Annotated in this window: 20 protein-coding genes; 15 read left to right on the top strand and 5 right to left on the bottom strand. The window is 70.9% G+C overall.

Going from position 1 to position 23142, the window contains the following annotated elements; all coding sequences use genetic code 11:
• Nucleotides 1-6 precede the first annotated feature (6 nt).
• From N4P33_RS06305 to N4P33_RS06245, 13 genes are all read left to right on the top strand, one after another.
• The gene (locus tag N4P33_RS06305; protein ID WP_061441636.1) at nt 7-1158 is read left to right on the top strand and encodes a PLP-dependent cysteine synthase family protein; all 1152 of its coding nucleotides are present in this window, start codon (nt 7-9) and stop codon (nt 1156-1158) included.
• Nucleotides 1155-2408: an MFS transporter gene (locus tag N4P33_RS06300; protein ID WP_061441635.1), complete on the top strand. Its 1254-nt coding sequence runs from the start codon at nt 1155-1157 to the stop codon at nt 2406-2408. The genes N4P33_RS06305 and N4P33_RS06300 overlap by 4 nt, the downstream gene beginning before the upstream one ends.
• 314 nt (nt 2409-2722) lie before the next feature.
• Nucleotides 2723-3073, top strand: coding sequence for an NADH-quinone oxidoreductase subunit A (locus tag N4P33_RS06295; protein ID WP_061441634.1), 351 nt, complete (start codon nt 2723-2725; stop codon nt 3071-3073).
• Nucleotides 3064-4452: a hypothetical protein gene (locus N4P33_RS06290; RefSeq protein ID WP_061441633.1), complete on the top strand. Its 1389-nt coding sequence runs from the start codon at nt 3064-3066 to the stop codon at nt 4450-4452. The genes N4P33_RS06295 and N4P33_RS06290 overlap by 10 nt, the downstream gene beginning before the upstream one ends.
• Nucleotides 4445-5374, top strand: a complete 930-nt coding sequence (locus tag N4P33_RS06285) for an NADH-quinone oxidoreductase subunit H (protein ID WP_228126027.1) — start codon at nt 4445-4447, stop codon at nt 5372-5374. The genes N4P33_RS06290 and N4P33_RS06285 overlap by 8 nt, the downstream gene beginning before the upstream one ends.
• 14 nt (nt 5375-5388) lie before the next feature.
• The gene (locus N4P33_RS06280) at nt 5389-5958 is read left to right on the top strand and encodes an NADH-quinone oxidoreductase subunit J (RefSeq protein WP_061441632.1); all 570 of its coding nucleotides are present in this window, start codon (nt 5389-5391) and stop codon (nt 5956-5958) included.
• Nucleotides 5955-6260 (top strand): NADH-quinone oxidoreductase subunit K, encoded by a 306-nt coding sequence (locus N4P33_RS06275; protein ID WP_061441631.1) that lies wholly within the window; start codon nt 5955-5957, stop codon nt 6258-6260. Before N4P33_RS06280 ends, N4P33_RS06275 begins: the two co-directional genes overlap by 4 nt.
• Nucleotides 6257-8134 (top strand): NADH-quinone oxidoreductase subunit L, encoded by a 1878-nt coding sequence (locus N4P33_RS06270; protein WP_061441630.1) that lies wholly within the window; start codon nt 6257-6259, stop codon nt 8132-8134. Before N4P33_RS06275 ends, N4P33_RS06270 begins: the two co-directional genes overlap by 4 nt.
• Before the next feature lie 5 nt (nt 8135-8139).
• On the top strand, nt 8140-9645 hold the full coding sequence (locus tag N4P33_RS06265; RefSeq protein WP_061441629.1) for a NuoM family protein: 1506 nt from the start codon (nt 8140-8142) through the stop codon (nt 9643-9645).
• Nucleotides 9642-11063: an NADH-quinone oxidoreductase subunit N gene (locus N4P33_RS06260; protein ID WP_061441628.1), complete on the top strand. Its 1422-nt coding sequence runs from the start codon at nt 9642-9644 to the stop codon at nt 11061-11063. The genes N4P33_RS06265 and N4P33_RS06260 overlap by 4 nt, the downstream gene beginning before the upstream one ends.
• Before the next feature lie 625 nt (nt 11064-11688).
• Nucleotides 11689-12549, top strand: coding sequence for a hypothetical protein (locus tag N4P33_RS06255; protein WP_061441627.1), 861 nt, complete (start codon nt 11689-11691; stop codon nt 12547-12549).
• Nucleotides 12550-12569: 20 nt separating this feature from the next.
• Entirely contained in the window at nt 12570-13100 is a 531-nt protein-coding gene (locus N4P33_RS06250) for a carboxymuconolactone decarboxylase family protein (protein ID WP_061441626.1), read from the top strand.
• Between the two features lie 81 nt (nt 13101-13181).
• Nucleotides 13182-14456, top strand: a complete 1275-nt coding sequence (locus tag N4P33_RS06245) for an MFS transporter (protein WP_061441625.1) — start codon at nt 13182-13184, stop codon at nt 14454-14456.
• Between the two features lie 352 nt (nt 14457-14808).
• Here N4P33_RS06245 and N4P33_RS06240 read toward each other — a convergent pair whose 3' ends face one another.
• Complete coding sequence (locus N4P33_RS06240) at nt 14809-16206, bottom strand: MFS transporter (RefSeq protein WP_061441624.1); 1398 nt, start codon at nt 16204-16206, stop codon at nt 14809-14811.
• Nucleotides 16207-16312: 106 nt separating this feature from the next.
• Between N4P33_RS06240 and N4P33_RS06235 the strand changes: the two genes are divergently transcribed.
• Nucleotides 16313-16921, top strand: a complete 609-nt coding sequence (locus tag N4P33_RS06235; RefSeq protein WP_061441623.1) for a TetR/AcrR family transcriptional regulator — start codon at nt 16313-16315, stop codon at nt 16919-16921.
• A gap of 387 nt (nt 16922-17308) precedes the next feature.
• Nucleotides 17309-18205 (top strand): DUF5655 domain-containing protein, encoded by an 897-nt coding sequence (locus N4P33_RS06230; protein ID WP_260825264.1) that lies wholly within the window; start codon nt 17309-17311, stop codon nt 18203-18205.
• Between the two features lie 178 nt (nt 18206-18383).
• Here the strand turns inward: N4P33_RS06230 and N4P33_RS06225 are convergent, their stop codons facing one another.
• The 4 genes from N4P33_RS06225 to N4P33_RS06210 all read right to left on the bottom strand — a co-directional run bounded on the left by N4P33_RS06225 (nt 18384) and on the right by N4P33_RS06210 (nt 23123).
• A complete protein-coding gene (locus N4P33_RS06225) occupies nt 18384-19751 on the bottom strand; it encodes a DUF317 domain-containing protein (RefSeq protein ID WP_260825263.1) in 1368 nt (455 codons plus the stop codon).
• Between the two features lie 65 nt (nt 19752-19816).
• Nucleotides 19817-20932: a DnaB-like helicase N-terminal domain-containing protein gene (locus N4P33_RS06220; protein ID WP_078884531.1), complete on the bottom strand. Its 1116-nt coding sequence runs from the start codon at nt 20930-20932 to the stop codon at nt 19817-19819.
• Nucleotides 20932-22203, bottom strand: a complete 1272-nt coding sequence (locus N4P33_RS06215; protein WP_061441620.1) for a DNA cytosine methyltransferase — start codon at nt 22201-22203, stop codon at nt 20932-20934. Before N4P33_RS06215 ends, N4P33_RS06220 begins: the two co-directional genes overlap by 1 nt.
• Entirely contained in the window at nt 22200-23123 is a 924-nt protein-coding gene (locus N4P33_RS06210) for a hypothetical protein (RefSeq protein ID WP_258566176.1), read from the bottom strand. Before N4P33_RS06210 ends, N4P33_RS06215 begins: the two co-directional genes overlap by 4 nt.
• Nucleotides 23124-23142 lie beyond the last annotated feature (19 nt).

Genomic DNA, 23142 nt, shown 5'->3' with positions numbered 1-23142 from the left:
CACGCCATGAATCACCTGACCTGCACGTCTGTCCTGGCCGCGCCCGCGAAGCCTCTCCCCGAAACCGAGCGACTGACGCACACTCCCGCCGGACTGGTCGGCAACACACCTGTCCTCCGGATCGGAGCCCCCTTCACTCTCCCGGGGCGCGGCTTCTGGGCCAAGATCGAGGGCCACAACCCGGGCGGCATCAAGGACCGCACCGCCCTGCACATGGTCCGTGCAGCCCGCGAGCGGGGACAGCTCCTGCCCGGCGCACGCATCGTCGAGTCCTCCTCCGGCACGCTCGGCCTCGGCCTTGCCCTCGCCGGCGCGACCTACGGCCACCCGGTCACCGTCGTCACCGACCCCGGCATGGAACCCCTGATGACAGGACTCCTCACGGCGTACGGGGCCACCGTGGACCGCGTCGACACCCCGCACGCCTGTGGAGGCTGGCAGCGCGCCCGCCTGCACCGGGTGCAAGAGCTGCTCACCGCCCATCCCGGCGCATGGTGCCCCGACCAGTACAACAACCCGGATAACGTGACCGCCTACGCTCCGCTCGCCCACGAACTCGTCGACCAGCTCGGCCGGATCGACACCCTCGTCGTGTCCGTCGGCACGGGCGGCCACTCCGCCGGGATCGCCTCCGTCCTGCGTGGGCTCTTCCCCCACCTGCGGGTCATCGGTGTGGACACCTGCGGCTCGACCATCTTCGGCCAGCCCGCCGCACCCCGTCTGATGCGGGGCCTGGGCAGCAGCATCCACCCACGCAACGTCGCCTACCACCTGTTCGACGAGGTCCACTGGGTCGCCGCACCGGAAGCGGTGTGGTCGGCACGCAGGCTGGCCCGTGATCACTACACAACCGGGGGATGGAGTGTCGGCGCGGTCGCCCTCGTCGCCCGATGGGCGGCTCGCACCCTGCCCGCCGCGAACCGGATCGTCGCCATCTTCCCTGATGGCCCGCAGCGCTACATCGGCACGGTCTTCGACGACGCCTACTGCCAAGAGCACGGACTGCTCGACGCCCCGCCCGCCGACGATCCGGAGGAGATCGCCCGGCCGGACGAGCGGGTGGTGACCCGCTGGACGCGCTGCACCCACGTCATCGACCCCCTGGCCACCGCCGACGCCCAGGGAGCGGGAGACGAGACCGTAGGAGTCGCACGATGAAGCACCTGTGGCAGCAGACCCACTCGTTCCCAGCCCCGGTCCGACTGTTGATGGCCAACCAGTTCGCCATCAACCTCGCCTTCTACATGCTCATGCCCTATCTGGCAGCCCACCTGGCCGGCGGGCTCGGGCTGGCGGCATGGGCCGTCGGACTCGTCCTGGGCGTACGCAACTTCTCCCAGCAGGGCATGTTCCTCATCGGAGGCACCATCGCCGACCGCTACGGCTACAAGGCCCCCATCATGGCTGGCTGCCTGCTCCGCACCGTCGGCTTCGGCCTGCTCGGCTGGGTCGACAACCTCCCGGCCCTGATTGCCGCGTCAGCGGCCACCGGCTTCGCGGGCGCCTTGTTCAACCCTGCCGTACGCGCCTACCTGGCCGCCGAAGCCGGCGAACGACGCGTGGACGCCTTCGCCACCTTCAACGTCTACTACCAGGCCGGAATGGTCCTCGGCCCGCTGGTGGGCCTGGCCCTGCTGGCTGCCGACTTCCGGCTCGTCTGCACAGTCGCTGCCGCGATCTTCACCCTGCTGACCGTCCTGCAATGGCGTGCCCTGCCCGCCCGCCGTGGCGAGGCACCCGGCGCGACGCCGGGCAATGTACTGGCGCAGTGGCGCACGGTCGTGGCCAACCGGCCCTTCCTGCTCTTCGCCCTCGCGATGACCGGCTCGTACGTCCTCACATTTCAGGTCTACCTGGCACTGCCCCTGGCCGCAGCCGACGTCCTCGGGGACAAGGGGACCTGGGTGACCAGCGGACTCTTCGTCGTCTCGGCTGCCGTCGCCGTGGTGGGGCAATTGCGGCTTACCGGCTGGGCGAAGCGACGCTGGACGCCCGCTCAGGCCCTCGTCCGCGGACTGACCGCCATGGGGGCGGCCTTCGTGCCGCTCGCCCTGGCACCACCTGAGGCCCCGGCCGCCGTACTGACCGCCCTGGTCCTGGCCGTGGTCCTCCTGGCTGTCGGCGGTGCCGTCGTCTACCCCTTCGAAATGGACACCGTCGTCACGCTCTCCGGCAACCGGCTCGTGGCGACCCATTACGGGCTGTACAACACCGTCTCGGGCCTCGGCATCACCCTCGGCAACCTCACCACCGGAGCCCTGTGGGACTTCGCCGAACACGAGGACGCCCTCTGGCTGACCTGGTGCTCCCTGGCCGCGACCGGACTGGCCTGCGCGGCATCCGTCGCCGCCCTGGCCCGCAGCGAGCGCCTGATCGCGCGGGCAGAGGCGCCACTCGCCCCCGCCTGACGCACGGACACCCCCTCGGGGCACCGATGGACCCGGCCGCCTCGCGCGGTGTGTGGACGTCCGGCACCGTGGCCGTAGCACTCGACGCCGGGCGGTGGAGCGTGCCGACTGCGGCTTCGGGGCCCACGCCGCCGTACGACTCGTGCCCTCCGGGACTGCGTATGCCTCCGGGGGGTACCCAACGCTTCCGGCACAGCGGGAACGGAGCGACAGATGGGTTCGACGCGGAGTGCGGGCGGGACAGCGCCCGCCGACGGGCGCCTCGACGTACAAGTCGCGGGGCGTGGGAGGGACCTCCTGGGTGGTGGCATCCGGTGAGTGGCTTCACCGCCGCGCTGTCCTTGCTGGGGCTGGCCCTGCTGGCGGTGGCCGGAGCATACGGAGCGGCCTGGGCGCTTCGGCTCTCGTCCGGTCCGCTGCCCGCGCAGCCGTTCGGATCGGGACTGGAGCCGACGGAACACGCGGTCAGCCGTTTCCACATGCGCTGGTACACGGTGACGATGCTCTTCCTCGCCTTCGACATGGAGATGGTCTTCATGTACCCGTGGACACTGGTGATCTCCGCGATGGGACCCAGTGCGGTGATCGAGATGTTCGTCTTCCTCGCCGTCCTGCTCACGGGTGTGATCTACGCATGGCGGGAAGGAGCACTGCGGTGGGCCTGACCGCCGCCCTGACCCGCGCAGCGGCCGCCCGGCCACGCGTCCTGCTGGTGACCACGCCGGGCGGTACGCCGGTGCGGCTGGCCGCCGAGAAGGAACTGCGGTCCCGGGACTGGCCGTCGGCGTCGACCCCGGCCGGAGCCGACTTGATGCTGGTGGCGGGTCCTGACTGCTCGCGGCTGGGTCCGGCGCTGGAACGGTTGTGGCAGGACATGCCGCGGCCGCGCGTGCGCGTGCGAGCCGTGACGGCCGACGAGGTGGCATCGGTCCTCGAAGCCGGCCGCGCTCGGTTGGCCACACCAGAGGGCGACCGGGGCGGGGCCGACCGCACCGCGGGAGAGCACGGGCACGGAGAGCCCGGAAAGCACGACGCGGAATCGGTGCGAGCCGATCACGCGAAAGACGATCGCGGCTTCGAAGGCGGCGCACACGCGCGGCATCACGACGATGGCCCGGAGGCCAGTGGCCACGGCGGTGAGCACGCCGGTCATGGCGGCACCGGTCACGGGGACGGCGATGACGACCACGCCCGTCATGGTCACGACGGTCACGGACACACCGGTCACGGTCATGGGCATGGTGGCATGGAGATGCCGGGCGGACTGGCCATGGCCGAACCGGGGGAGGACCGCGACGGTCTGACGCTGGACCGCCTGCACGTGCCGTTGGGGCCCTTTCTGGCCGACTGGCCCGCCGGCCTGACCCTTCGCGTGGTGCTTCAGGGCGACGTCGTCCAACGTGCCGACCTCGACGATCCGCCCGCCGGCGGACCAGCCGACCCCTTCTGGAGCCGGCCGTGGCTGCGAGCCACCACGGGCGAGCCGGTGTGCGTGGGGGAGGCGGCCCGGCGGCGGGCCGCGGCGCACCTGGACAGCCTGGGCCGACTGCTGTCGGTGGCCGGCTGGCCCGCCGAGGCGGTGACGGCCCGGCGGCTGCGCGACGACCTGCTGGAGGAGGCGCCCGCCTCGGCGATCCTGCCCCGGGCGGAGCGCTTCACCCGGCGGGTCGGGCGGTCACGCACCCTGTACTGGCTGACGCGAGGCGTCGGTCTGCTGAGCGCGGCCGACGCACGAGCCGCAAGTGTCACCGGTCCCGCCGTACGGGCGGCCGGCGGGGATGTACCGGCCCGCTACCGCCAATGGCTCACCGAGGTCATGGACGCCGTACGGCAGCTGGACGCGACCGCCCCGCTCAATCCGGTGGCGCAGGAGAGCCCGCGCGGTCGGTGGGACGCCGAACGCCCGCCGTCGGCCGCCCTGGTGAAGCTGCTTCCCCGCCTGTTGGTGGGGGCCGAACTGGGCGCGGCCCGTCTCGTCGTCGCCAGCCTCGACCCGGACCCGGACGAACTGACCGCGTGTCGGCTGGAGGTGGCCCGTGGCTGAGGCGGGGACGTGGTGGGCGCTGCCGGCCGCCCCGGCGATGCTGCTCGTCTTCGCGGTGCTGGCAGTGGCGGCCGACGCGGCACTGGACGCCCGGAACGCGGGCCGTCGGATCACCGCCCATACTGCGGTGCGGCCGCTTCTCGCCGTGCCGCGGGCGCTGCTGGCGCAGCCGCGGCGGTTGCCCGCACCGGATCGGTTGCTGTGGCGGGCGGGTGTGATCACCGTCCCGGTGGCCGCGGTACTGGCCACGCTGGTCATCCCGTTCGGCAACCGCGTCGTCGCCGATCTGTCGGTCGGGGTGGTGTGGTTCAACGCCATGGAGGTGCTGACCTGGGCCGGGCTGTGGCTGGCCGGCTGGGGTCCGAACGCCGCCTTCTCCCTGGTCGGCGGCTACCGCTTCCTCGCCTTGGGCCTGGCTTACGAGCTGCCGCTGATGTTCGCGCTGATCTCGGCCGCCACGGGCGCCGAGTCCCTGCGGGTGACCGACATCGTCGGCGCCCAGCACGGCTTGTGGTACGCGGTGTGGATGCCGTTCGCCTTCGTCCTCTACCTGGCAGGAGTTCTGGCCTTCAGCTTCCTGGGACCGTTCGCGTATCCGCTCGGGCGGGACGTCGCCGACGGCGTACTGGGGGAGACGAGCGGGGTGGACCGGCTGCTGCTGCAGGCAGGGCGGTGGCTGTGGCTGGCGGCCGGGGCCGCGATGGCGGTGCCGCTGTTCCTGGGCGGCGGCGCCGGGCCGGGGCTGCCCGCCTGGGCCTGGTCGTTGGTCAAGACCCTGCTGGTACTGGCGGTGCTGGTGTGGACGCTGCGGCGGCTGCCCATGCTCCGCGCCGACCGGTACGTCGAACTGGCCTGGGTGGTGCTCCTGCCGCTGTCCGTCCTCCAGGCCCTGGTGCCGGCCCTGGTCAGTCTCACCCGTTAGGAAAGGAACGCGTCATGGGCACGACGAGCACGGTGCTGCTGTGGGTACTGGGCGTGCTCGCCCTGGTCGGCGGCGTCCTGGTCTTCACCTTGAACTCCATGGCTCGGGTCACGTTCGCCCTCCTGGGCTCCCTGGTGTGCGTGGGCGGGGTGGTGACCGTGCTGCGGCTGCCGTATCTCGGCGTGGTGATCGTGCTGATGATGGTCATGGAGATGGTGATCATGGCGGTTTTCATGATCGCGTACATGATGAATCCGGCCGGTCTGATGCCGATGTCGATGCTGCACAACAAGCGCGGCTCACTGGTCATCAGCGGCCTCGTGTTCGCCGCCCTGGTCGTGGGGATCTTCCTGGTGCCGTGGCCCGACCGCACGGGAGCGCGGCTCGAGGACACCACGTTCCAGGTCGGGATGTCGTTGATGGGCGACCAGATGCTGACCATGGTCACGCTCGGATTCGTACTCCTGGCCACCATGGTGGGTGCCACCGTCCTCGCCACCCGCCGCGGCCGGTACGACCGTTTCGGAGACGACCTCGATCAGCGGCCTGCGAACGACTCGGCCGGCGGGGGAGTGGGCCGATGACGTTCGAACTCCTGCTGGTCCTCGCGGCCGGGCTCTTCTGCACCGGCCTGTTCGGTGCCCTCTCCCAGCAGTCCATCGTCATGATCATGATGGGGATCGAGCTGATGATCGGCGGCGTCATCGTCGCCGCCGCCGACTTCTGGTACTTCCTCGCCCCCGCCGCCGGCAGCGGCCAGGTCGTGATCGTGGCGGCCGTGGTGGCGATGGCCGTGGAGATGGCCATGGGCTTCGCCGTCACCACCGCCATCTACCGCGCCCGCCAGGTCGACATGACCGACATGGCCGAGGACCTGAAGGGATGAGCGCGGTGCTCTGGCTGCTCATCGCTCTCCCCCTGGGCGGGGGAGCGGTCCTCGCCCTCACGGGACCCCGCCGAGGCGGCCTGGTCCCCGCCGCCGGTGTGGCGGCCGCTGTCGCCACGCTCGGTGCGGCGGTCGCCGCCGCGCTGACCCGGCCGAAAGCGAGCGCGCCGCTGTTCGCCGGGATGGAGGCGGGACTGGCGGTGGACGGCCTGTCCGCGGTGATGGTGGTCACCGTCGCCGCGGTCACCACCGCCGTGCTGGCCTTCGCCGTGGGCGAGTTCGCCGCCCACGAGAACCGGGGCCGCTTCTTCGGGCTCATGCTGCTCTTCGCCGGCGCCATGCTCGTCACCGTCACGGCGACCACCCTGCCGCTGCTGCTGATGGCCTGGGAAGTGATGGGGGCCACCAGCTGGGCACTGATCGGCTACTGGTGGCGGCAGCCGGAGCGGGCGGAGGCCGCCGACGTCGCGTTCCTCACCACCCGCGCCGCCGACCTCGGCCTGTACCTGGCAGCCGGCGCCGCGATGGCCGGCGGCATCGGCTCGCTGCGCCTGGACGCTCTCCCGGACGCGGACGCGCCCTGGCTGCACGTGATCACCGCGGGCGTGGTGGTGGCCGCCCTCGGCAAGTCTGCGGCACTGCCGTTCTCGTTCTGGCTGTCGCGCGCCATGCAGGGTCCGAGCCCGGTCTCGGCGCTGCTGCACTCGGCGACCATGGTCGCCGCGGGCGCTTACCTGCTGCTGCGACTCGTCTCGCTGCTGGACGCCACGGCCTGGGCCGGGCCGCTGGTCGCCTGGACCGGCGCGGCCACCGCCCTCGTCCTGGGGCTGGTCGCGGTGGCCCAGACCGACCTCAAGCAGCTCCTCGCGGCCTCCACCTCCGCCCAGATCGGCTTCATGGTGCTGGCCGCGGGCAGCGGCGGCGTCGCCGCGGGCACCACCCAGCTCGTCTCCCATGCCGCCACCAAGTCGGCTCTGTTCCTCGCCGCGGGCGCCTGGCTGACCGCGCTGGGCACCAAGCAACTGCCGGCACTGCGTGGGGCGGCCCGCGTCCACCCACTGGTCGGCGTGGCCTTCGCGGTGGGCGCGCTCACCCTGGCCGGGTTGCCGCCCCTGTCCCTGTGGGCGGCCAAGGACGAGGTCCTCGCCGCCGCCCGCACCGAGTCGACCGCGCTGTACGCGGTGGGCCTCGCGGCGGCTGCCGTCGCCGCCGTGTACAGCGTCAAAGCCGTCTGGTACGTCACCCGTCCCCTCCCTGCCGACGCGGAACTCGGATACGACACCGAGGAGCGCGGCACCCGTCGCGTCGCCGGTTCGACACCCGCCCCGCTCCTCGCCCTCACCTTCGCCGCGGCGGTACTGGGAGTACTGGCCTTGCCGGGACCGGCGTCCTGGCTGAAGGGGCTGGTCGGCGCCCAGGGCGAACCGTCCCCCGAGCCGTGGGAACTCGGACTGTCCGCCGCCGTGGCGCTCGCCGCCGTCGGCCTGGCCTGGCGGTGGGCTTCCCGCCCTGCATCCGCAGGGCTGTCGCGCGCGGCCGTCCGATGGACTCACGGGTGGCTGTACCTGGAGCGGGCCGCGCGGCTCGTCGTGGTCCGCCCGGTGCTGGGCCTCGCGCGCACGCTGGCCGACTTCGACGATCGGGTCGTCGACGGCGCCGTACGGCAGACCGCCCGGGGCGGCCTCGCGGCGGCCCGGCTCGCACGCCGTCTGGACGACGGCGGCATCGACGCCGGAGTCCGTGCCGTTGCGACCGGTGCGCGGAGCCTGGGCCGGTGGGCGCGCCGCCCGCAGACCGGACTGCTGCATCAGTACTACGCCCAGGCCGCCGCGGGCTTCGCCGTACTGGTCCTGATCATCCTGTTGGTGAGGTAACCCCTGTGCTGACCGTCGTCACGTTCCTGCCGCTGCTGGTGTGCGCGGTACTGCTGCTCCTGCCGCGCACTCTCCCCGAGCGGGCGTACGTATGGGTGTGGATCACCACCGCTGCCGTGGACCTGGCCCTGGTCGTCGGCGTGTGGACCGGCTACGACACCGACGGCGGGATGCAGTACGAGCAGCGGGTGCGCTGGATCCCCAGCGCGGGAGTCGGCTACCACGTGGGCGTCGACGGACTGTCCCTGCCCCTGGTCGCCCTGACCTGCCTGCTGTTCCTGGCCGTCGCGGTCCACTCCCTGCGCGAGACGCGGCGCGTACGCTCCTACGTCTGCCTCTTCCTGTTCCTGCAGACCGTCAGCATCGGTCTGTTCGTCGCCCTCGACCTCATTCTGTTCTTCGTCTTCTTCGACCTGTCGATCGTCGGCATGTTCTTCGTCATCGCGGGATGGGGACACGGCGAACGAGCCCGGGCCGCGGCGCTGAAGTTCTTCCTGTACACCTTCGTCGGCTCGCTCGCCCTCCTCCTCGGCTTCATCGGCCTCTACCTGGCGGCCGACCCGCACACCTTCGACATCGTCGACCTCACCCGCGCGAACCCGCTCGCCGGACGCGGCCTGTACGCGGGCCTCGTACTGCTGGCCATCGGCGTCGGTCTCGCGGTCAAAACGCCGACCGTGCCCTTCCACACCTGGCTGCCGCCCGCCCACACCGACGCCCCCGCCACCGGCTCGGCGATCCTCGCCGGAGTCCTGCTGAAGATGGGCACCTACGGGTTCGTCCGCATCGCCATGCCCCTGCTGCCCGGCAGCTGGCGCCACTACGCGCTCGTCATCGTGATCGTCGGCGCCGTGTCCGTCGTCTACGGGGCCTTGGTAGCGTTGGCGCAGACGGACTTCAAACGCATGATCGCCTACACGTCGGTCAACCACATGGGCTACGTCGTCCTGGCCGTCGGTGCCGCCGGGACACTCGCGGGCAGCGACGCCCAGGCGCGCACCCTGGCGGTGACCGGAGCCGTCACCCAGATGGTCAGCCACGGACTGATCACCGCCGCTCTGTTCCTGCTCGCCGGGGTGCTCTACGACCGCGGACGCACATACACGATGGACTCGTACTCCGGCCTGGCCGCGCATGCCCCGCGCTTCGCGGCGGTCACCGCCGTCGCCGCGTTCGCCAGCCTCGGCATTCCAGGCTTTTCCGGCTTCATCGCCGAATTCCAGATCTTCACCGGCAGCCTGGCCTCCCACGCCATTGCCACCGCCATCGCCGTGACCGGCATCCTCATCACCGCCGCCCTGTTCCTGACCGCACTGCGGCGCATGTTCCTCGGTACCCCGCGCCTTCCCGAAACCATCCCCACCGGCATTGTCCGCGACTTGAGAAAGGCCGAGGCGCTGTCCACGGTGCCGCTGCTCGCGGTGGCCCTGGTGATCGGCATCGCACCGCGCTGGCTGCTGGACGTCATCGAACCCGCCAGCCGCACCCTGACGGGCCTGGTCGCACGGTGAACGAGAACCTGGCCGCCCTCATCCCCGAAATCGCCCTCCTCGGCGCCGCCGTCATCGGCCTCCTGGCCGGCTCCTGGCTGCCCCGCCGCCGTCAGTGGCTCGTGGCCGTACTCGCCGCGGCCGCCTGCGCGACCGGCCTGACGGCCACCGCCGTCACCATGGTCACCGACCGCGAACAGACCGTCTTCGCCGCCGCGTTCGCCGTCGACGCCGCCACCGACACCGGGCGGCTCATCGTGCTCGTCGCTCTGCTGCTGATCATCTGCATGTCGGTGGAGACCGTACGGCGCCACAAACGCGAGGCCGAGTACTGGGTGCTGCTCCTGATGACCGGCGCCGGCACCCTCGCCCTCACCGGCGCGAACGACCTGCTGATGCTCTTCGCCGCCTACCTGCTGGCCAGCGTCCCCGCCTACGCACTCGCCGGGTTCGCGAAGGACGCCCCCGGCACCGAAGCCGCCCTGAAGTACTACCTTATGGGCGCCCTGCTGGGCATCACCATGCTCGCCGGCACCGCGCTCCTCTACGGCGCCGGCCACGCCACCCACTACAGCGAACTCGCCAAGACCCTGCCCTCCGCGCCCTACGGACTCGTCGCCGTCGGACTCGTCGGCGTCCTCGCCGGCCTGCTCTTCAAGATCGGCGCCGTACCGGCCCACTTCTGGGTGCCCGACGTCACCGACGGGGCGCCGGCACCCGTCGCCGCGTACGTCACCACCCTGCCCAAAGTCGGTGGTCTGATCGCCGGTTACCGGCTGCTGCAACAGGCACTCGCCGACAGCGACGTCAACTGGCCGCTGCTTCTCGCGATTCTCGCCGCGGTCACCATGACCCTGGGCAATCTCGCGGCGTTCTTCCAGACCTCCGTCAAACGCCTGCTCGCCTACTCCACGATCAGTCAGGTCGGCTACCTGCTCATGGCCCTGGCCGTCACCACCCGCAGCGGCACCGTTCAGCGGAGCCTGCTGCTCTACCTGGCCGCCTACGCCGTCACCAACCTCGGCGCCTTCGCGGTCGTTGCGACACTTCCGCGGGCCCGTGCCCTCACCGACTACCGCGGCCTCGCCCGCCGCCGCCCCGACCTCGCGGCCGTGCTCGTCGTCTGTCTCCTGGGCCTGGTCGGCACGCCGCCTACCGGCGTCTTCCTCGGCAAACTGGAGATCTTCAGCGCGACCATCGACGGCGGCTACACCTGGCTCGCCGCCCTCGCCGTCGCCAACACCGTCGCCTCGCTCTTCTACTACCTGCGCTGGCTCGGCCCCCTGTTCCTCACCACCGGCACGGCACCCACCGATACGCAGACCGGCCCACGACGCTGGTCCGCTGCCACCGCTCACCTAGCGGGCACCCTTTCCCTCACACTCGGCATCGCCGGACAAGCCGTACTCACCATCGCCGAAGGACCGCTGCTGCCCTGAAGCAACCGCGCCTCCTTCGTAAGTCGGCATCTCCCTGAGGTTGCAGACAGGGGACACCGGCCGCTGCGCCGCCACGGCTGGGTGCGGAAAGAGGAGCCTGTCGTCCCGCCGATAGCGCTGCCGACTGCGCTGCCGCCGGGCAGACCTTCCCTCGATGAGAAGGACCCGGCGAGCCCTCAGACGGACCGGGAAGTGGCCTTCGATGCCGACGCGGGCGTCTTCTCCGGAGACTTTCCTCTCCAGTGAGTGCCCTCTTCCACCATTCTCCTGCCTGGCCTCTCGCCCATCCCTCGATGCGTCGAAGTCGTCCGAGCACCGGGTGCTGCCCGCCTGCCCCCTGCATGGACCGCGTTCGCGTAGGCGGCGCCAGTTTCTCTGCCGCGCGTCACCAGGTGCCCTGTCGTTCTGCTGCCGTTCGCGGGAGTCACCGCAGAGCCAGCCGTGCCGGCACGCTGGCGTCACGGCGCCGGGACAGGTGGGTGGGTGCATCTGGCAGATCCGCCTCGAAGCCCTCTCGCGAGATTTCAATCATCGAGGTACCGGAATACCCCGGGGGGGTATATGGTTGCGATCAACGTCCTGAACGGACAACGCCCGAAGGCGCATCACAACCATGGGAGATGCCATGACGAATCACGCTGGCCACGGCCACACCAGCCACGGTGTCCACGGTGTCCACGGCGGGGCCCAGCCCGGTGGGCTGTCGGTCTCCGAGAACGGGTACACCCTCGAGCTCGACTCGACGATCCTCGCCGCCGGCGTGCAGCCGGTCAGCTTCCGGGTGATCGGCCCCGACGGGCGGGCGGTGACCGAGTTCGTGCCTGAGCACGAGAAGGAACTGCACTTCATCGCCGTACGGCGCGACACGGCCGGATTCCAGCACGTCCACCCCGTGCGGGACGAGAAGGGCACCTGGAGCACCGAACTGACCCTGGAACCGGGGGACTGGAGGTTCTTCGCCGACATCCACCCGGTCGGCCACGACGGCACCCTGACGCTCGGGATCGACGCCGCGGTCGCCGGGCCGTACGCCCCACAGCCGCTCCCCGAGGCCACCGGCATCGCGCGGATCGGCGAGTACACCGTCGCGCTCGACGGCACGCTCGTGCCCGGCGAGGCGAGCGAGCTGACCCTCACCGTCAGCCGGAACGGCCGCCCCGTCACCGATCTGCAGCCCTACCTGGCCGCGTACGGGCACCTGGTCGCGCTGCGGGTCGGCGACCTGGGCTACCTCCACGTCCACCCGGAGGGCGAGCCCGGTGACGGCACCACCGCGCCGGGACCCGGCATCTCCTTCATGGCCGTAGCGCCCACGGCCGGCACCTACCGGCTGTACCTGGACTTCCAGCACGCCGACATCGTCCGGACCGCCGAGTTCACCGTGCGGACCACCGAGCCCGCCGCGGTCACGTCGGTCAACTCGGTCACCGCACCCGGGCACGCGGGCCACGACCACGGCCACCACACACACCACGCCCACCACTGACCATAAGCAGAAGGAGCGTCATGCCCCGCCTGACCCGCCTCACACCCGACACGGCGGTTGGCGCCTCCCGCGATCTCCTCGCCGACCTGGTCTCCCGCCACGGCCAAGTCGGTGACATGGTCGCCACGATGGCGCACTCCCCGGCCGTGCTCGGCGGCTACCTCCAACTCAGCCGGGCCATGGGCCGCGCCAAGCTGAACCGCCGGATCAGCGAACGCGTCTCGATCGCCGTCCAGGCCCAGCAGGGCTGCGGACTGTGCCTCGACGCGCACGTCAGCGCCGCCCGCGCCCTGTGCGTGGACGAGGAGGAGATCGAGCGAGCCCGCGCGGGCACCTCGGCCGACCCCGCGATCGCCGCGGTCATTACCCTCGCCCCCCAGATCTACCGCGAGCCGGCGTCGATCACCGACGACCAGGTCACCGCCCTGCGCGAGCACGGCTACAGCGACCGCGCGATCGCCGACGTCGTCGGCGTCGTCGCACTCAACATCCTCACCGGCGCCTTCAACCTGCTCGCCGGCCTCACCCCGGAAAGCGCCGCCCGTGCCTAGAGACCTGCCCGCCTGTACCCGCGGGGCACGGCCTCCGCTCCGGAGCCGTGCCCCGCCGCATGGACACGGAAGGAAAACGCCATGCGTCTGTTCGCCCTCCGCGACTATCGCCGCCTGTTCAGTGCCCAGGTCATCGCCCTGTTCGGCACCGGGCTGACCACAGTGGCCCTCGGCCTGCTCGCCTACGACCTCGCCGGTCCGCACGCCGGCATGGTCCTCGGTACGGCCCTCACCATCAAGATGGTCATGTACGTGGTCATCGCGCCCCTGGCCGCCGCGTACGTCGACCGGCTTCCCAGAAGAACGCTCCTGGTCCTCCTCGACGTGGTCCGCGGTGCGGTGGTCCTGGTACTGCCGCTGGTCACCGAGGTCTGGCACGTCTACGTCCTGATTGGCCTGCTCCAGACCGCCTCCGCGGCCTTCACCCCGACATTCCAAGCCGTCATCCCCGACATCGTCACCGACGAGTCCGCCTACACGCGTGCCCTGTCCGCCTCCCAAGTCGCCTCCACCATGGAGAGCCTGCTCAGCCCCGTGCTGGCGGCCGTCGCCCTGACGTTCATGAGCTTCGACCGACTGTTCCTGGGAACCTCCGCCGGCTTCCTCGTCTCCGGCCTGCTCGTCCTGTCGGCACGCGTCCCCGACGCCCGCCCCAGTACCCACACCAAGGCGTGGGACAAGGCGGCAGCGGGGATCAGGACCTTCCTCCGCACGCCTCGACTGCGCGGCCTCATGGCACTCAATCTCGTGGTTGCGGCGGCAGGGTCGATCGTCGTCGTCAACACTGTCAACCACGTCCGCGACCGGCTCGGCGGCTCGCAGCCGGACGTCGCCTGGATGCTCGCCGCCTCCGGCACCGGAACCCTCCTGGCCGCCCTCGTACTGCCCCGCGTCCTCGACCGGGTCTCCGCCCGCACCGTCATGATGACCGGCGCCGGAGTCCTCGTCGGCGCCACGGGTGCCGCGGTGACGCTCGTCGTGACTGGGCTCGCCACATGGACCGGTACGGCGATCACCTGGACCGCGATCGGTGTCGGCATGGCGCTGATCATCACTCCGACCGGCAAGGTCCTGCGTGCCTCCGTCGGACGGAACGCGATCCCCGAGGCATTCGCCGCCCAATTCTCTCTGTCGCACCTGGCCTGGCTGATCACCTATCCCATCGCGGGGTGGCTCGGAACGAACGCGGGCCTCCCCCTCGCCTGGTCCGTCCTCGCGATCCTTGCCGGAGCGGGAGCGATCGGTGCCCTCCTCCTGTGGCCGCGCCACGACGGACGAGGAACCATGACGAGACTCTCGACTCCCGCCCGCCATGTGCCCAGCAAAGAACGGTCCGCCCTGGCCAAGGCCGCGTGAAGTGCCGCAGACCCGGCCGTGGGCTGTGATCACCGGGCTGACCAGTGTCTCGTGTACCGACAGGCTTCACGCCCCGGGCCGCCAGGCGGTCCGGGGCTCACTCGGGTACTCCGCGGGGGCGGGCGTGCATGCATGCGATGCCGTGTTCAACGACGTCGCACTGGGCCGGGCACCCTGCGCCCCGGCTAATGAGCACGCCCGGGATGGTGGCTGGCACCACGATGGTGGAGGTGGCCGGCGCCTTCGGCGGCGAGGCCGTGCCGTGCTGGCTACGCCCACTCCACCCCCAACCTCCGCAGCCGTCGCGGGCAGGTCGGGGCCGCCGCGGGTTGGCAGCCGCATTCTGCTCGGCTCAGGCCATTTGGACTGGGATCAGCCACAGGGAGATGAGGGCGGAGGCCGCGGCGATGCCTGTGGCGACGAGGAAGGCGTTGTCGAACCCGGTCGCGGCGGCGGAGGGGGTGTGGGTGGCGATGCTGGCGGCTGCGGCGCTGGATACGGCGGCGGCGCCTGTGGAGGCGCCGAACTCGTGGAAGGTGCTGATGATTCCTGAGGCCACCCCGGCCTCGTGTGGGGCGACGCTGCCGAGGGCGGTGGCCGAGGCGACCACGAACAGGGTGCCCAGACCGGCCGCGGCGATACTCACGCCGGTGACCATGGCGGCGGTGCCGGACCAGAGGACTGGGACGAGGAATCCGGCGGCCGCGAGGACCAGGGCCGCCGTTGCCAGCAGTCGGGCCCCGAGGCGGCCGATCACGCGGCCGGCCGTAGTGGCGGCAGCCATGGTCACCAGCGCCACCGGCAGGAACAGCACCCCGGTCATCAAGGCGCCATGGCCCTGGTGGTTCTGCAGGTAGAAGGAGCCGAGGAAGAAGACACCCACCATCAGGGCCGTGGCCACCGCGATGATGAAGATGCCCGCCAGTACCGGGCGCCGGCTGAGCAGGCGAAGGTCCATCAGCGGTGCCGCCGTCCGGCGCTGCCAGGCGGTGAAAGCTGCGCATGCGGCTGCCGAGGCGGCGAACAGGGCGAGGGTGAGGGCGTCGAGCCAGCCGTGGTCGCCGGCACGGATCAGGGCGTAGATGAGAGCACCGGTGGCCGCGGCGACGAGGGCGGCGCCGGGCACGTCGAGGGAGTCGGCGGCCGCCTTGGGCAGGGTGGGCAGGATCCGGGCGAGTGCGGCGAGTACGGCCAGGCCGACGGGGACGTTGATGAAGAAGACCCAGGCCCAGCCGGGCCCGGCGGTGATCAGCCCGCCCAGCAGCACGCCGAGGGCGGCGCCGCCGCCGCCGAGCGCCGACCAGATACCCAGTGCCTTGTTGCGTTCGTCGCCGTCGAACAGTCTCACCACGACCGACAGGGCCGCCGGCGAGAGCATCGCGGCGCCCGCGCCCTGGGCGATCCGGGCGGCCAGCAGCAGGGGAGCGCCGGTGGCCAGTCCGGCGGCCAGGGACGCGGCGGTGAACAGGGTGAGCCCTGCCAGGACGACGCGCTTGGCGCCAAACAGGTCGGCGGCCCGGCCGCCGAGCAGCATCAGGCTGCCGAAGGTGAGGGCGTAGCCGCTGACCACCCAGGTCAGGGCGGCGCGGTCCAGGTCCAGTTCGGTGCCCATGTGGGGCAGTGCGATGGCGACCACGGTGATGTCGAGGATGAGCATCAGCTGGGCCAGTCCCAGCAGGCCGAGGACCGGCCAGCGCCGTGGATGGGGTGTCTGCGGCGTGTGTGTGCTCGCGGTTTCCGTGTCACTCATGACGCTCACCTCTCGACGGATAATCCGTACAGTGCTGTTCAGGTTAGACCTGCAGCCCGCCTAAGCCAAACAGTTATGTTCGACTTATTCCGGTAGGGTGTGGGGCATGGGCAGTAGAAGCACCGTCAAACGCGCCGACGCCCTGCGGAGCATCGACGCGATCGTCAAGGCCGCGGCCGAGTGCCTGGGACAGAACCCGGAGGCGAGCCTCAGCGAGATCGCGCGCGCCGCGGGCGTGGGCCGGGTGACGCTGTACGCGCACTTCGCCTCCCGGGCGGAGGTCGTCGATGCGGCGATGAGCCGCGCAGTGGACCGGGGCAATCAGGCACTGGACGCGGTCGATCTGGCCGGTGATCCGCTGCTCGCGCTGGCGCGCTATGTCGAGGCCAGCTGGCGTCTGGTGGACCAGGCGCGTGCGCTGTTGGTCGCTGCCCAGAGGGAACTGCCTCCTGGTCGCATCCGCGAGCTGCACAGCGGCCCGGCCGCCCGGGTCGAGACGCTCATCGCCCGTGGCCGTTCTGAGGGGGTCTTCCGCACCGACCTGCCGATCGCGTGGCTGGTCAACGTCCTGCACTCGGTCATGCACAGTGCCGCCGACGAGATCCGTGCGGGCCGTCTCACCTCCGAGCATGCCGCCGGCCACATCACCGCCACGGTGCTGGCCGCCTTCACCCCGCCGGGCAGGCCGGTGCCCGAACCCGGTGCGGGCACGTGACGCTTCCTGGCATCCTGCTGCGGCAACGGCGACGACAGCAGCTCGGCCGAGCACGGCTTACTGGACGACCGACGGCCCACCTTTCTCTACAGCTCACACTCTGCAGGTGTACGCGGTGAGCCGTTGCCGTCGAGCAGGCGCTTAGAAGGCACGTGCTCTATCCGCTGAGCTACGGGGGCTGACCTGCGTAAACGCAGCTTCCGGGAGCTGTCCCCCAGGTCGCGGGGGACACATGGGGGAATCGTGGATTCCCGGTCACCGGGGGGCGCGAGCTCCCTGGTCGAGCAGTACGTAGGGTCTCACACTATCTTCACGCCCCCGAAGGCTCTCGCGGAAACAATCCCGCACCCCGTCGGCGTTGGTGATCACCGAGCCGAGGAGGGGAAGGTGTCGGGCCTGAAGCTGTTCCGCACGGACACGACGAACAGCGGCATGACGGAGGTCATGCCGCGTCTTGCTGAGATCGAGGCCGATGTGCAGGCTCTCGTCGAGGCGCACATGGAGGCGCTGCTGGGCGTCCGCTTCCTGGCGAGCGAGTACAGCACGGGGCCCGCCCACGGGGGCCGGATCGACTCGCTCGGGCTGGACGAGAACGGATCGCCGGTCATCATTGAGTACAAGCGCGGCACGGACGCCGGCGTCATCAACCAGGGCCTGTTCTACCTGGCCTGGCTGATGGACCACCGGGCGGAGTTCGAGCACCTGGTCCGCGACCGGCTCGGGGTGACGGCCGCGTCCCAGGTCCTGTGGAGCGGACCACGCCTGATCTGCATCGCCGGCGACTTCACCCGCTACGACGTGCATGCCGTGCGCGAGCACCGGAGGTCGATCGACCTGGTTCGCTACCGACTCTTCGGCAGGGACCTGCTCGGGCTTGAGACCGTGGCCTCCGTGAGCGGCGGCGTGCAGGTGGCCCGTCGGGCACGGCGCCAGGCGGTTGCCCAGTCGGCGGCTGATGTCCAGGGCGCGGCGATGCGCGAGTTGGCGGGTGCGGTCGACGAGGTCCTGCTCGGGCTCGGGGATGGTGTGAACCGGGTGGAGCGCAAGACCTACCGGGCGTATCAGCGGCTGCGCAACTTTGCCTGCCTGTGCCCGCCGCAGCGAAGCAAGCTGCTGGTCTATCTGAAGGTCGATCCGAAGAACGTCGATCTTGTTCCGGGCTTCACTCGGGACGTGTCCGGTCTCGGTCACCACGGCACGGGTGATCTGGAGGTCCAGCTCCGTACGCTGAGGGACGTGGAGCGGGCGCAGGACTTGTTCCGGGCGAGCTACGCGGCGGCGTGATCGCCCGGCGCTCCCGGCCTCGTGACGGGCTGCGCTACGTGTGGTGTCTGCGGTCGTGGGAGGAGCCTCTCGACGTGCGGGCAGGGCGTGGCGGTGGACTATCTATGGTGCGTGGGATCGCCGGTTTGGCCAACCGGCGATCCCAAGCTATGTTGCCCCGCTCGTGCGGGGGTGATGATCAGCGTGAACGGCTGGCGGGTCGGCCGGCCGTGACCGCCGGAGCCGCCGGCGCACTGGCTGCGAGGCGGGTCCTGTGATCGCGGCGGCCCGGCTGGGGCTGGCGTGTGCCGGTCTCGTGGGCGAGAGTTTCGGAGAGGTCGGCCAGTAGCGAACTCGGGGTGTGTGGGGACGCGGTGATGGCCCAGGTGGGCCGGTCCGGGTCGGGGCCGGCCCAGATGGTCCAGGTGGCTGGGCTCTGGGGGGCCTGCGCGGTCAGTGGGTCAAACCGGACGCCTGCCTGCCCGTCGGGGGACGTCCACCGGATCCCGTGCCCTGTCAGTGTGTGCTTCCACCCGGCCTCAGTGAGCGGCTGCGTTGCTGTGGTGACCGTCCTCTCGCCCACTGGGACGCCGATGACCGTGTCCCAGCCGTCTCCGTCGGCGAGGTGGTTCAGCAGATTCTGCAGTACTGGGGCGGGGGTGGCGCCGCTCGCGGTGAGGTGCCACATGCGGTCGGAGACAGGCGTTTCGTAGGCGGCTACGGTCCAGGCGGTCTCGCGGGCCTGGGTTTCGTGGACGCGTTCGATGCGCAGGGTCTGCGTTTCGTGGATGGCGTGGGTCGTTTCATCGGACCAGGTGCGCCACTTTTCGAACTCGCCGTGCGTGTCGAGGAAGGTGTCGAGGAGGGCGTCGTGGTCGTCGGCATCGGCCAGGTAGATAGGGACGGTCTCCGGCTGGGGGCGGGGCGGTTCGGGCTTGGCTGTGGTGATGTCGAAGACGGAACGCGCTGCGGTGGCGGCGCGTTCGGTGTCGGTCAGGGGCGCTGGGCCGGGGCGCATTTCGGCCGCGTGGGCGTTCTCGAAGGCCACCAGTGCTTCCGCGGGTGAGTCGAAGGTGTCGGCGATCTGACGCAGATGGTCCTCGCCGTGGAGGTAGACGGTCTTGCCGCCCTGGTGGAGGTATGTGCCGACCGCGACGGTGGTGTGGCCGTCGTGGGCGTGGGCGTGTATCAGGAGGTGGCCGTTGCGGATGTCGTCGTGGATCTTCTGCGCCTGGTTGGAGACCTCGCGGATTTCGCTGCGCGTGCACCAGGGCATCGGGTAGTTCGGCCAGGTCCATTCCTCGTCGATGGCCTCCTGGAGCCGTGGGGTGATCTCGACGGTGATGCCTTCGGCGGTCAGGTGCTGGGCGGCGTCGGCGGCCCAGTAGGGCTCCTCGTGATCGATGCGGGCCAGGACCAGGACGTTTGTGGCGGCGGCACTCCAGCCGGCAGCCTCCAGAGCCGTGGAGGCGACGTGGGCCTGGGTGCCGGTCAGGTGGGCTTGCACGGCGCTCGGGTGAGTGGGGTGGGTGTCGAGGCGGACATGGGCGTCGATGGAGGCAGTCACGTGGGGGTCTCATCCGTTCTGCCGGTGGCCGGACTCGCGGGCCCGGCCACCGGCGTAATCGGGAGTTATCGGGTTGCTCGTGTGGGCCGGGCGGCGTGTGCGGCCGTGGTGGTCGGCGGGCCGGCGCGGGTGGCAGGGGCCGCTCGCCGCTGCTGCGGCGGAGTGGCTCCGGCGGCGTGCTGCCAGCGGGTGCGGACGGCGGCGATGTCAGCGAGAGCGCGACGGGCCCCGGCGACGAGCTGGAAGGGGGTGTTCGCCGAGTCGCCGGCGTACGCCTCGACGCGCCGTCCGGTGTGTTCGGCCGTTGCCAGCAGGGAGCGCCGCAGGGCGCGTTCGGCCCAGTGCTCGACGGATCCGGCGGGTTCGGCCAGCATGCGCAGGACCTCGCCTGGTTCACGGCCGTAGTCGAGCAGGCCGCGCTGCTGGGCTTCCCACAGGACGGTGACGGGGTCGATGGGCTCGTCGCGGCGGGCGAGGGTGGTCAGGCACTGCCACAGGCCGGCGTGCAGGGGCAGGGTGAGGTCGTCGGGGAGCAGCCACCGGACGGCGTCGATGTCGTCCGGGCGGGCGGTGGCGGTCGCGAGCAGGAGCTGCTCCTCCTCGACCGCCTCGGTGTCGTCGGCGGCGGTGGGAGGAGGTGCCGGGGTGCGGGGAAGGACACCGGAGCGCGGGGGGAAGCGGTTCGCGATGTCGTCCACGACCGCGGCAAGTGCATCCGCCTCGGCGAGCGCTGTCTGGACAGGGTGCGGGACGGAGGCGTCGTGGACGGTGTGGACGAGGCGTTCGGCGGCCGTCAGCAGGCGACGGCGGGCGTGCTCGGCCTCGACCATCCGGGCGTACGCGGGGGCGTGGCGGGGCCAGGGGCAGACCTGAACGAGGGCGTGCAGGTAGGAAGCGGTCAGTCCGCGCGCCTCCTCCAGGGCGGTAGCGAGTACGCGGTCGAGCCACGTGGTGTTCTTCGCGTGCTCGGCGGGATCGGGCCGCGGCAGGGTACTGATCGCGGCATACAGGGCGGCGTGCGCGGCGGTGGAGAACGAGTCGGCGGCGATGCCGTTCACGTCGTCCAGGCGGTGCGGGTCGAGGAGGAGAGCCCCCAGGAGGGCCTGCTCGACGTGGAACACCGGCTGGGGCGGTGGGACGGCGTCAAGGTCGTCTTCGTCGGGTTCGGGGGTGTGGGGCATCAGGCGGCGAGGGCGAAGTCGTCGGGGTCGAGGGTGACGCCGAGGTGCGGGGCGAGGAGGTGGCCGGCGAGCAGCGGGGGAACGGCGTTGCCGATCTGGGAGAACTGCTGGCCCTTGTTGCCGGCCCAGGGGTAGTCGGCGGGAAAGGTCTGCAGGAGGCCCGCCTCGCGGGCGGTGATCCGGATCGGTTCGGGAACGGCCGGCGCATCGGTGTCCGTGGCCGAGGGTGTGGCGGGTTCGGCGACCCAGGTGCACTCGTTGGCGCGGTGCCCGAAGAACAGCGTGCCAGCCGGCTCCTGGATGGACCGGACGGTGGCGTTGGCCTGGTTGTTGCTGCGCAGGGACCAGGACCAGCGGTGCGCCTCGGCGGTGAACGTGGGCGCCGGAGCGTCGGCCGCACGATTCTCGCGCATGCCGTGCCGGGCCGCCCACCCCGCGCCTTCCCGGCGGGACTGCAGAACCACCCCGTCCGGCCGCGGCATCCAGGTGCCGCGCTCCCGCGCGTCGGACAGCGTCTTGCGAGAGCCCGACGGGAACGGCTCGGGGCCGCCGCCAGGCCCACCTCCTGCACAGACGGTGGGGACGGGCCGGTCGGTCGCGCCCCACCCCAGAGCTTCGGCCATGCTGACCCAGCGGGCACGGCCCGGACCGAACAGCGATTCCGGCTCGCCGAGCTGGGCGTGCGTGGGCGTGGGCGGCTGCGCCGTGCGGACGCGGGAGGCCAGAAGGATTGCCCGCTTCCTGGTCTGCGGGACGCCGAAGTCGGCGGCGTTGAGGATCCCGCACCAGACGGAGAACCCCCACCCGCGCAGGACGGCCGCGTACTGCTTCCACAAGGGCAGCACGTCCGGTACCTCCTCCATGGCCACCCAGTCGGGCTCGCCGACCGCGTGCAGCGCGTACAGGTAGCGCATCGGCTCGGCGGCGAGCAGGGAGCGCTCGTCACAGCAGGCGGCGAGGAGGCGCTCGCGGGTATCGCGACCGGCGGCCAGATCCTCGACCGCCGCGTGCACCAGCGGCTGGTCGACCAGGCCGAGGCGCTTGCCGGCCATGCTCCACGCCTGACACGGCGGCGAAGCGATCACACCGCGGGTGCGGCCGACGAACGGCCATACCGGATACCTCGCCACGTCGCACCGGATGGTCAACTGACCCGCCGCAGCACGGGTCTTACATGCCCACGGGTCCCATTCCAGGCCGACGTCGCGCACGCCCAGGACGTGCAGCGCCCTGCTCCAGCCGCCCGGCCCCGCGAAGAGGTCGAGTATCACGTGGCCAGCCCGAAGTCGTCCTGCGTCAGCGCGTCGGCGTCGCCCCGGCACGCCCAGGGCGAGCAGCCGTCTTCGACACCGTTCTCCAGGACGTCGGCCTCCTCCGCGCTGATCCGCAGGGCGGCCCGCTCGGCGGCGGTGACGTGATCGATGGGGGCTTCGCTGAGCGGGACGCGGGAGCGGTGCAGGAACGCCTCGCCGAGCAGTCTGTTGCCGGTGGCGTTGGCACGGGCATTGCCCTGCCGGATGGCCGCGTCGAATTCGACGACGTCCGCCCACTCGGACGGAGATGTGTCCCTGATATGCCGCCACTGCGCATTTCCATGGAACGGGCATCCCAGGCAACTCGACTTCGGGGTATCGGCAAGACCGAGGGAAGTCAGGTAGCGTGCACAGTCGGCCCTGCTCCAGGACATGTCTAGAAGGGGATGCCGGTTACGCATGTACTTGACGTCCGCGTCCTTCGCGCGGTGGAATTCATCCGTGGAGATTCCTACCCACTGCTCGACGAAAACGCCCTTCGGGATGCGTGCCGGATAGGGGTAGCCGAGCAGTTCGCGGACCTTCTGCTTGATTGGCTTGACCTTATATTCGCCGGTGCACTGCCGCCGGGTCATCCCAGGTCGCCCGTCCTGATTGAGGATGTGGAGCGGCATGGAGGCGAACCGGTGATCCGGGTTCAGGGCGTCGTCTCGGATATTTCCGGCCGACACGCGCAGTACGGGTATCCCGGCGGGGGCGGCTATCTCTTCTTCCAGGCGGTCAAGGTGTGCATAAACCGCTTCGGGTTCCCATCCGGTGTCGGCGAAAATCGCATAGTCGACCCTGGGGAGAATGCCCTCGGCTGACAGGGCAAGGAGCGTGCTGGATTGAACTCCCGCACCGAGGGAGAGGGCGCGGAATCGGGGCTGATCTGAAATGGTCTGTCCTGGGTTTAGG

Origin of the sequence: Streptomyces sp. 15-116A (genome assembly GCF_025290915.1) — a bacterium.
Classification (GTDB): Bacteria; Actinomycetota; Actinomycetes; order Streptomycetales; family Streptomycetaceae; genus Streptomyces.
This window is presented reverse-complemented; position numbering and strand designations above follow the sequence as displayed.

Bases quoted from the DNA above. Each gene is read 5' to 3' on its own strand.
- N4P33_RS06305 (WP_061441636.1), top strand. From the start codon at position 7: ATGAATCACCTGACCTGCACGTCTGTCCTGGCCGCGCCCGCGAAGCCT.
- N4P33_RS06300 (WP_061441635.1), top strand. From the start codon at position 1,155: ATGAAGCACCTGTGGCAGCAGACCCACTCGTTCCCAGCCCCGGTCCGA.
- N4P33_RS06280 (WP_061441632.1), top strand. From the start codon at position 5,389: ATGGGCACGACGAGCACGGTGCTGCTGTGGGTACTGGGCGTGCTCGCC.
- N4P33_RS06275 (WP_061441631.1), top strand. From the start codon at position 5,955: ATGACGTTCGAACTCCTGCTGGTCCTCGCGGCCGGGCTCTTCTGCACC.
- N4P33_RS06270 (WP_061441630.1), top strand. From the start codon at position 6,257: ATGAGCGCGGTGCTCTGGCTGCTCATCGCTCTCCCCCTGGGCGGGGGA.
- N4P33_RS06255 (WP_061441627.1), top strand. From the start codon at position 11,689: ATGACGAATCACGCTGGCCACGGCCACACCAGCCACGGTGTCCACGGT.
- N4P33_RS06250 (WP_061441626.1), top strand. From the start codon at position 12,570: ATGCCCCGCCTGACCCGCCTCACACCCGACACGGCGGTTGGCGCCTCC.
- N4P33_RS06245 (WP_061441625.1), top strand. From the start codon at position 13,182: ATGCGTCTGTTCGCCCTCCGCGACTATCGCCGCCTGTTCAGTGCCCAG.
- N4P33_RS06240 (WP_061441624.1), bottom strand. From the start codon at position 16,206: ATGAGTGACACGGAAACCGCGAGCACACACACGCCGCAGACACCCCAT.
- N4P33_RS06235 (WP_061441623.1), top strand. From the start codon at position 16,313: ATGGGCAGTAGAAGCACCGTCAAACGCGCCGACGCCCTGCGGAGCATC.
- N4P33_RS06220 (WP_078884531.1), bottom strand. From the start codon at position 20,932: ATGCCCCACACCCCCGAACCCGACGAAGACGACCTTGACGCCGTCCCA.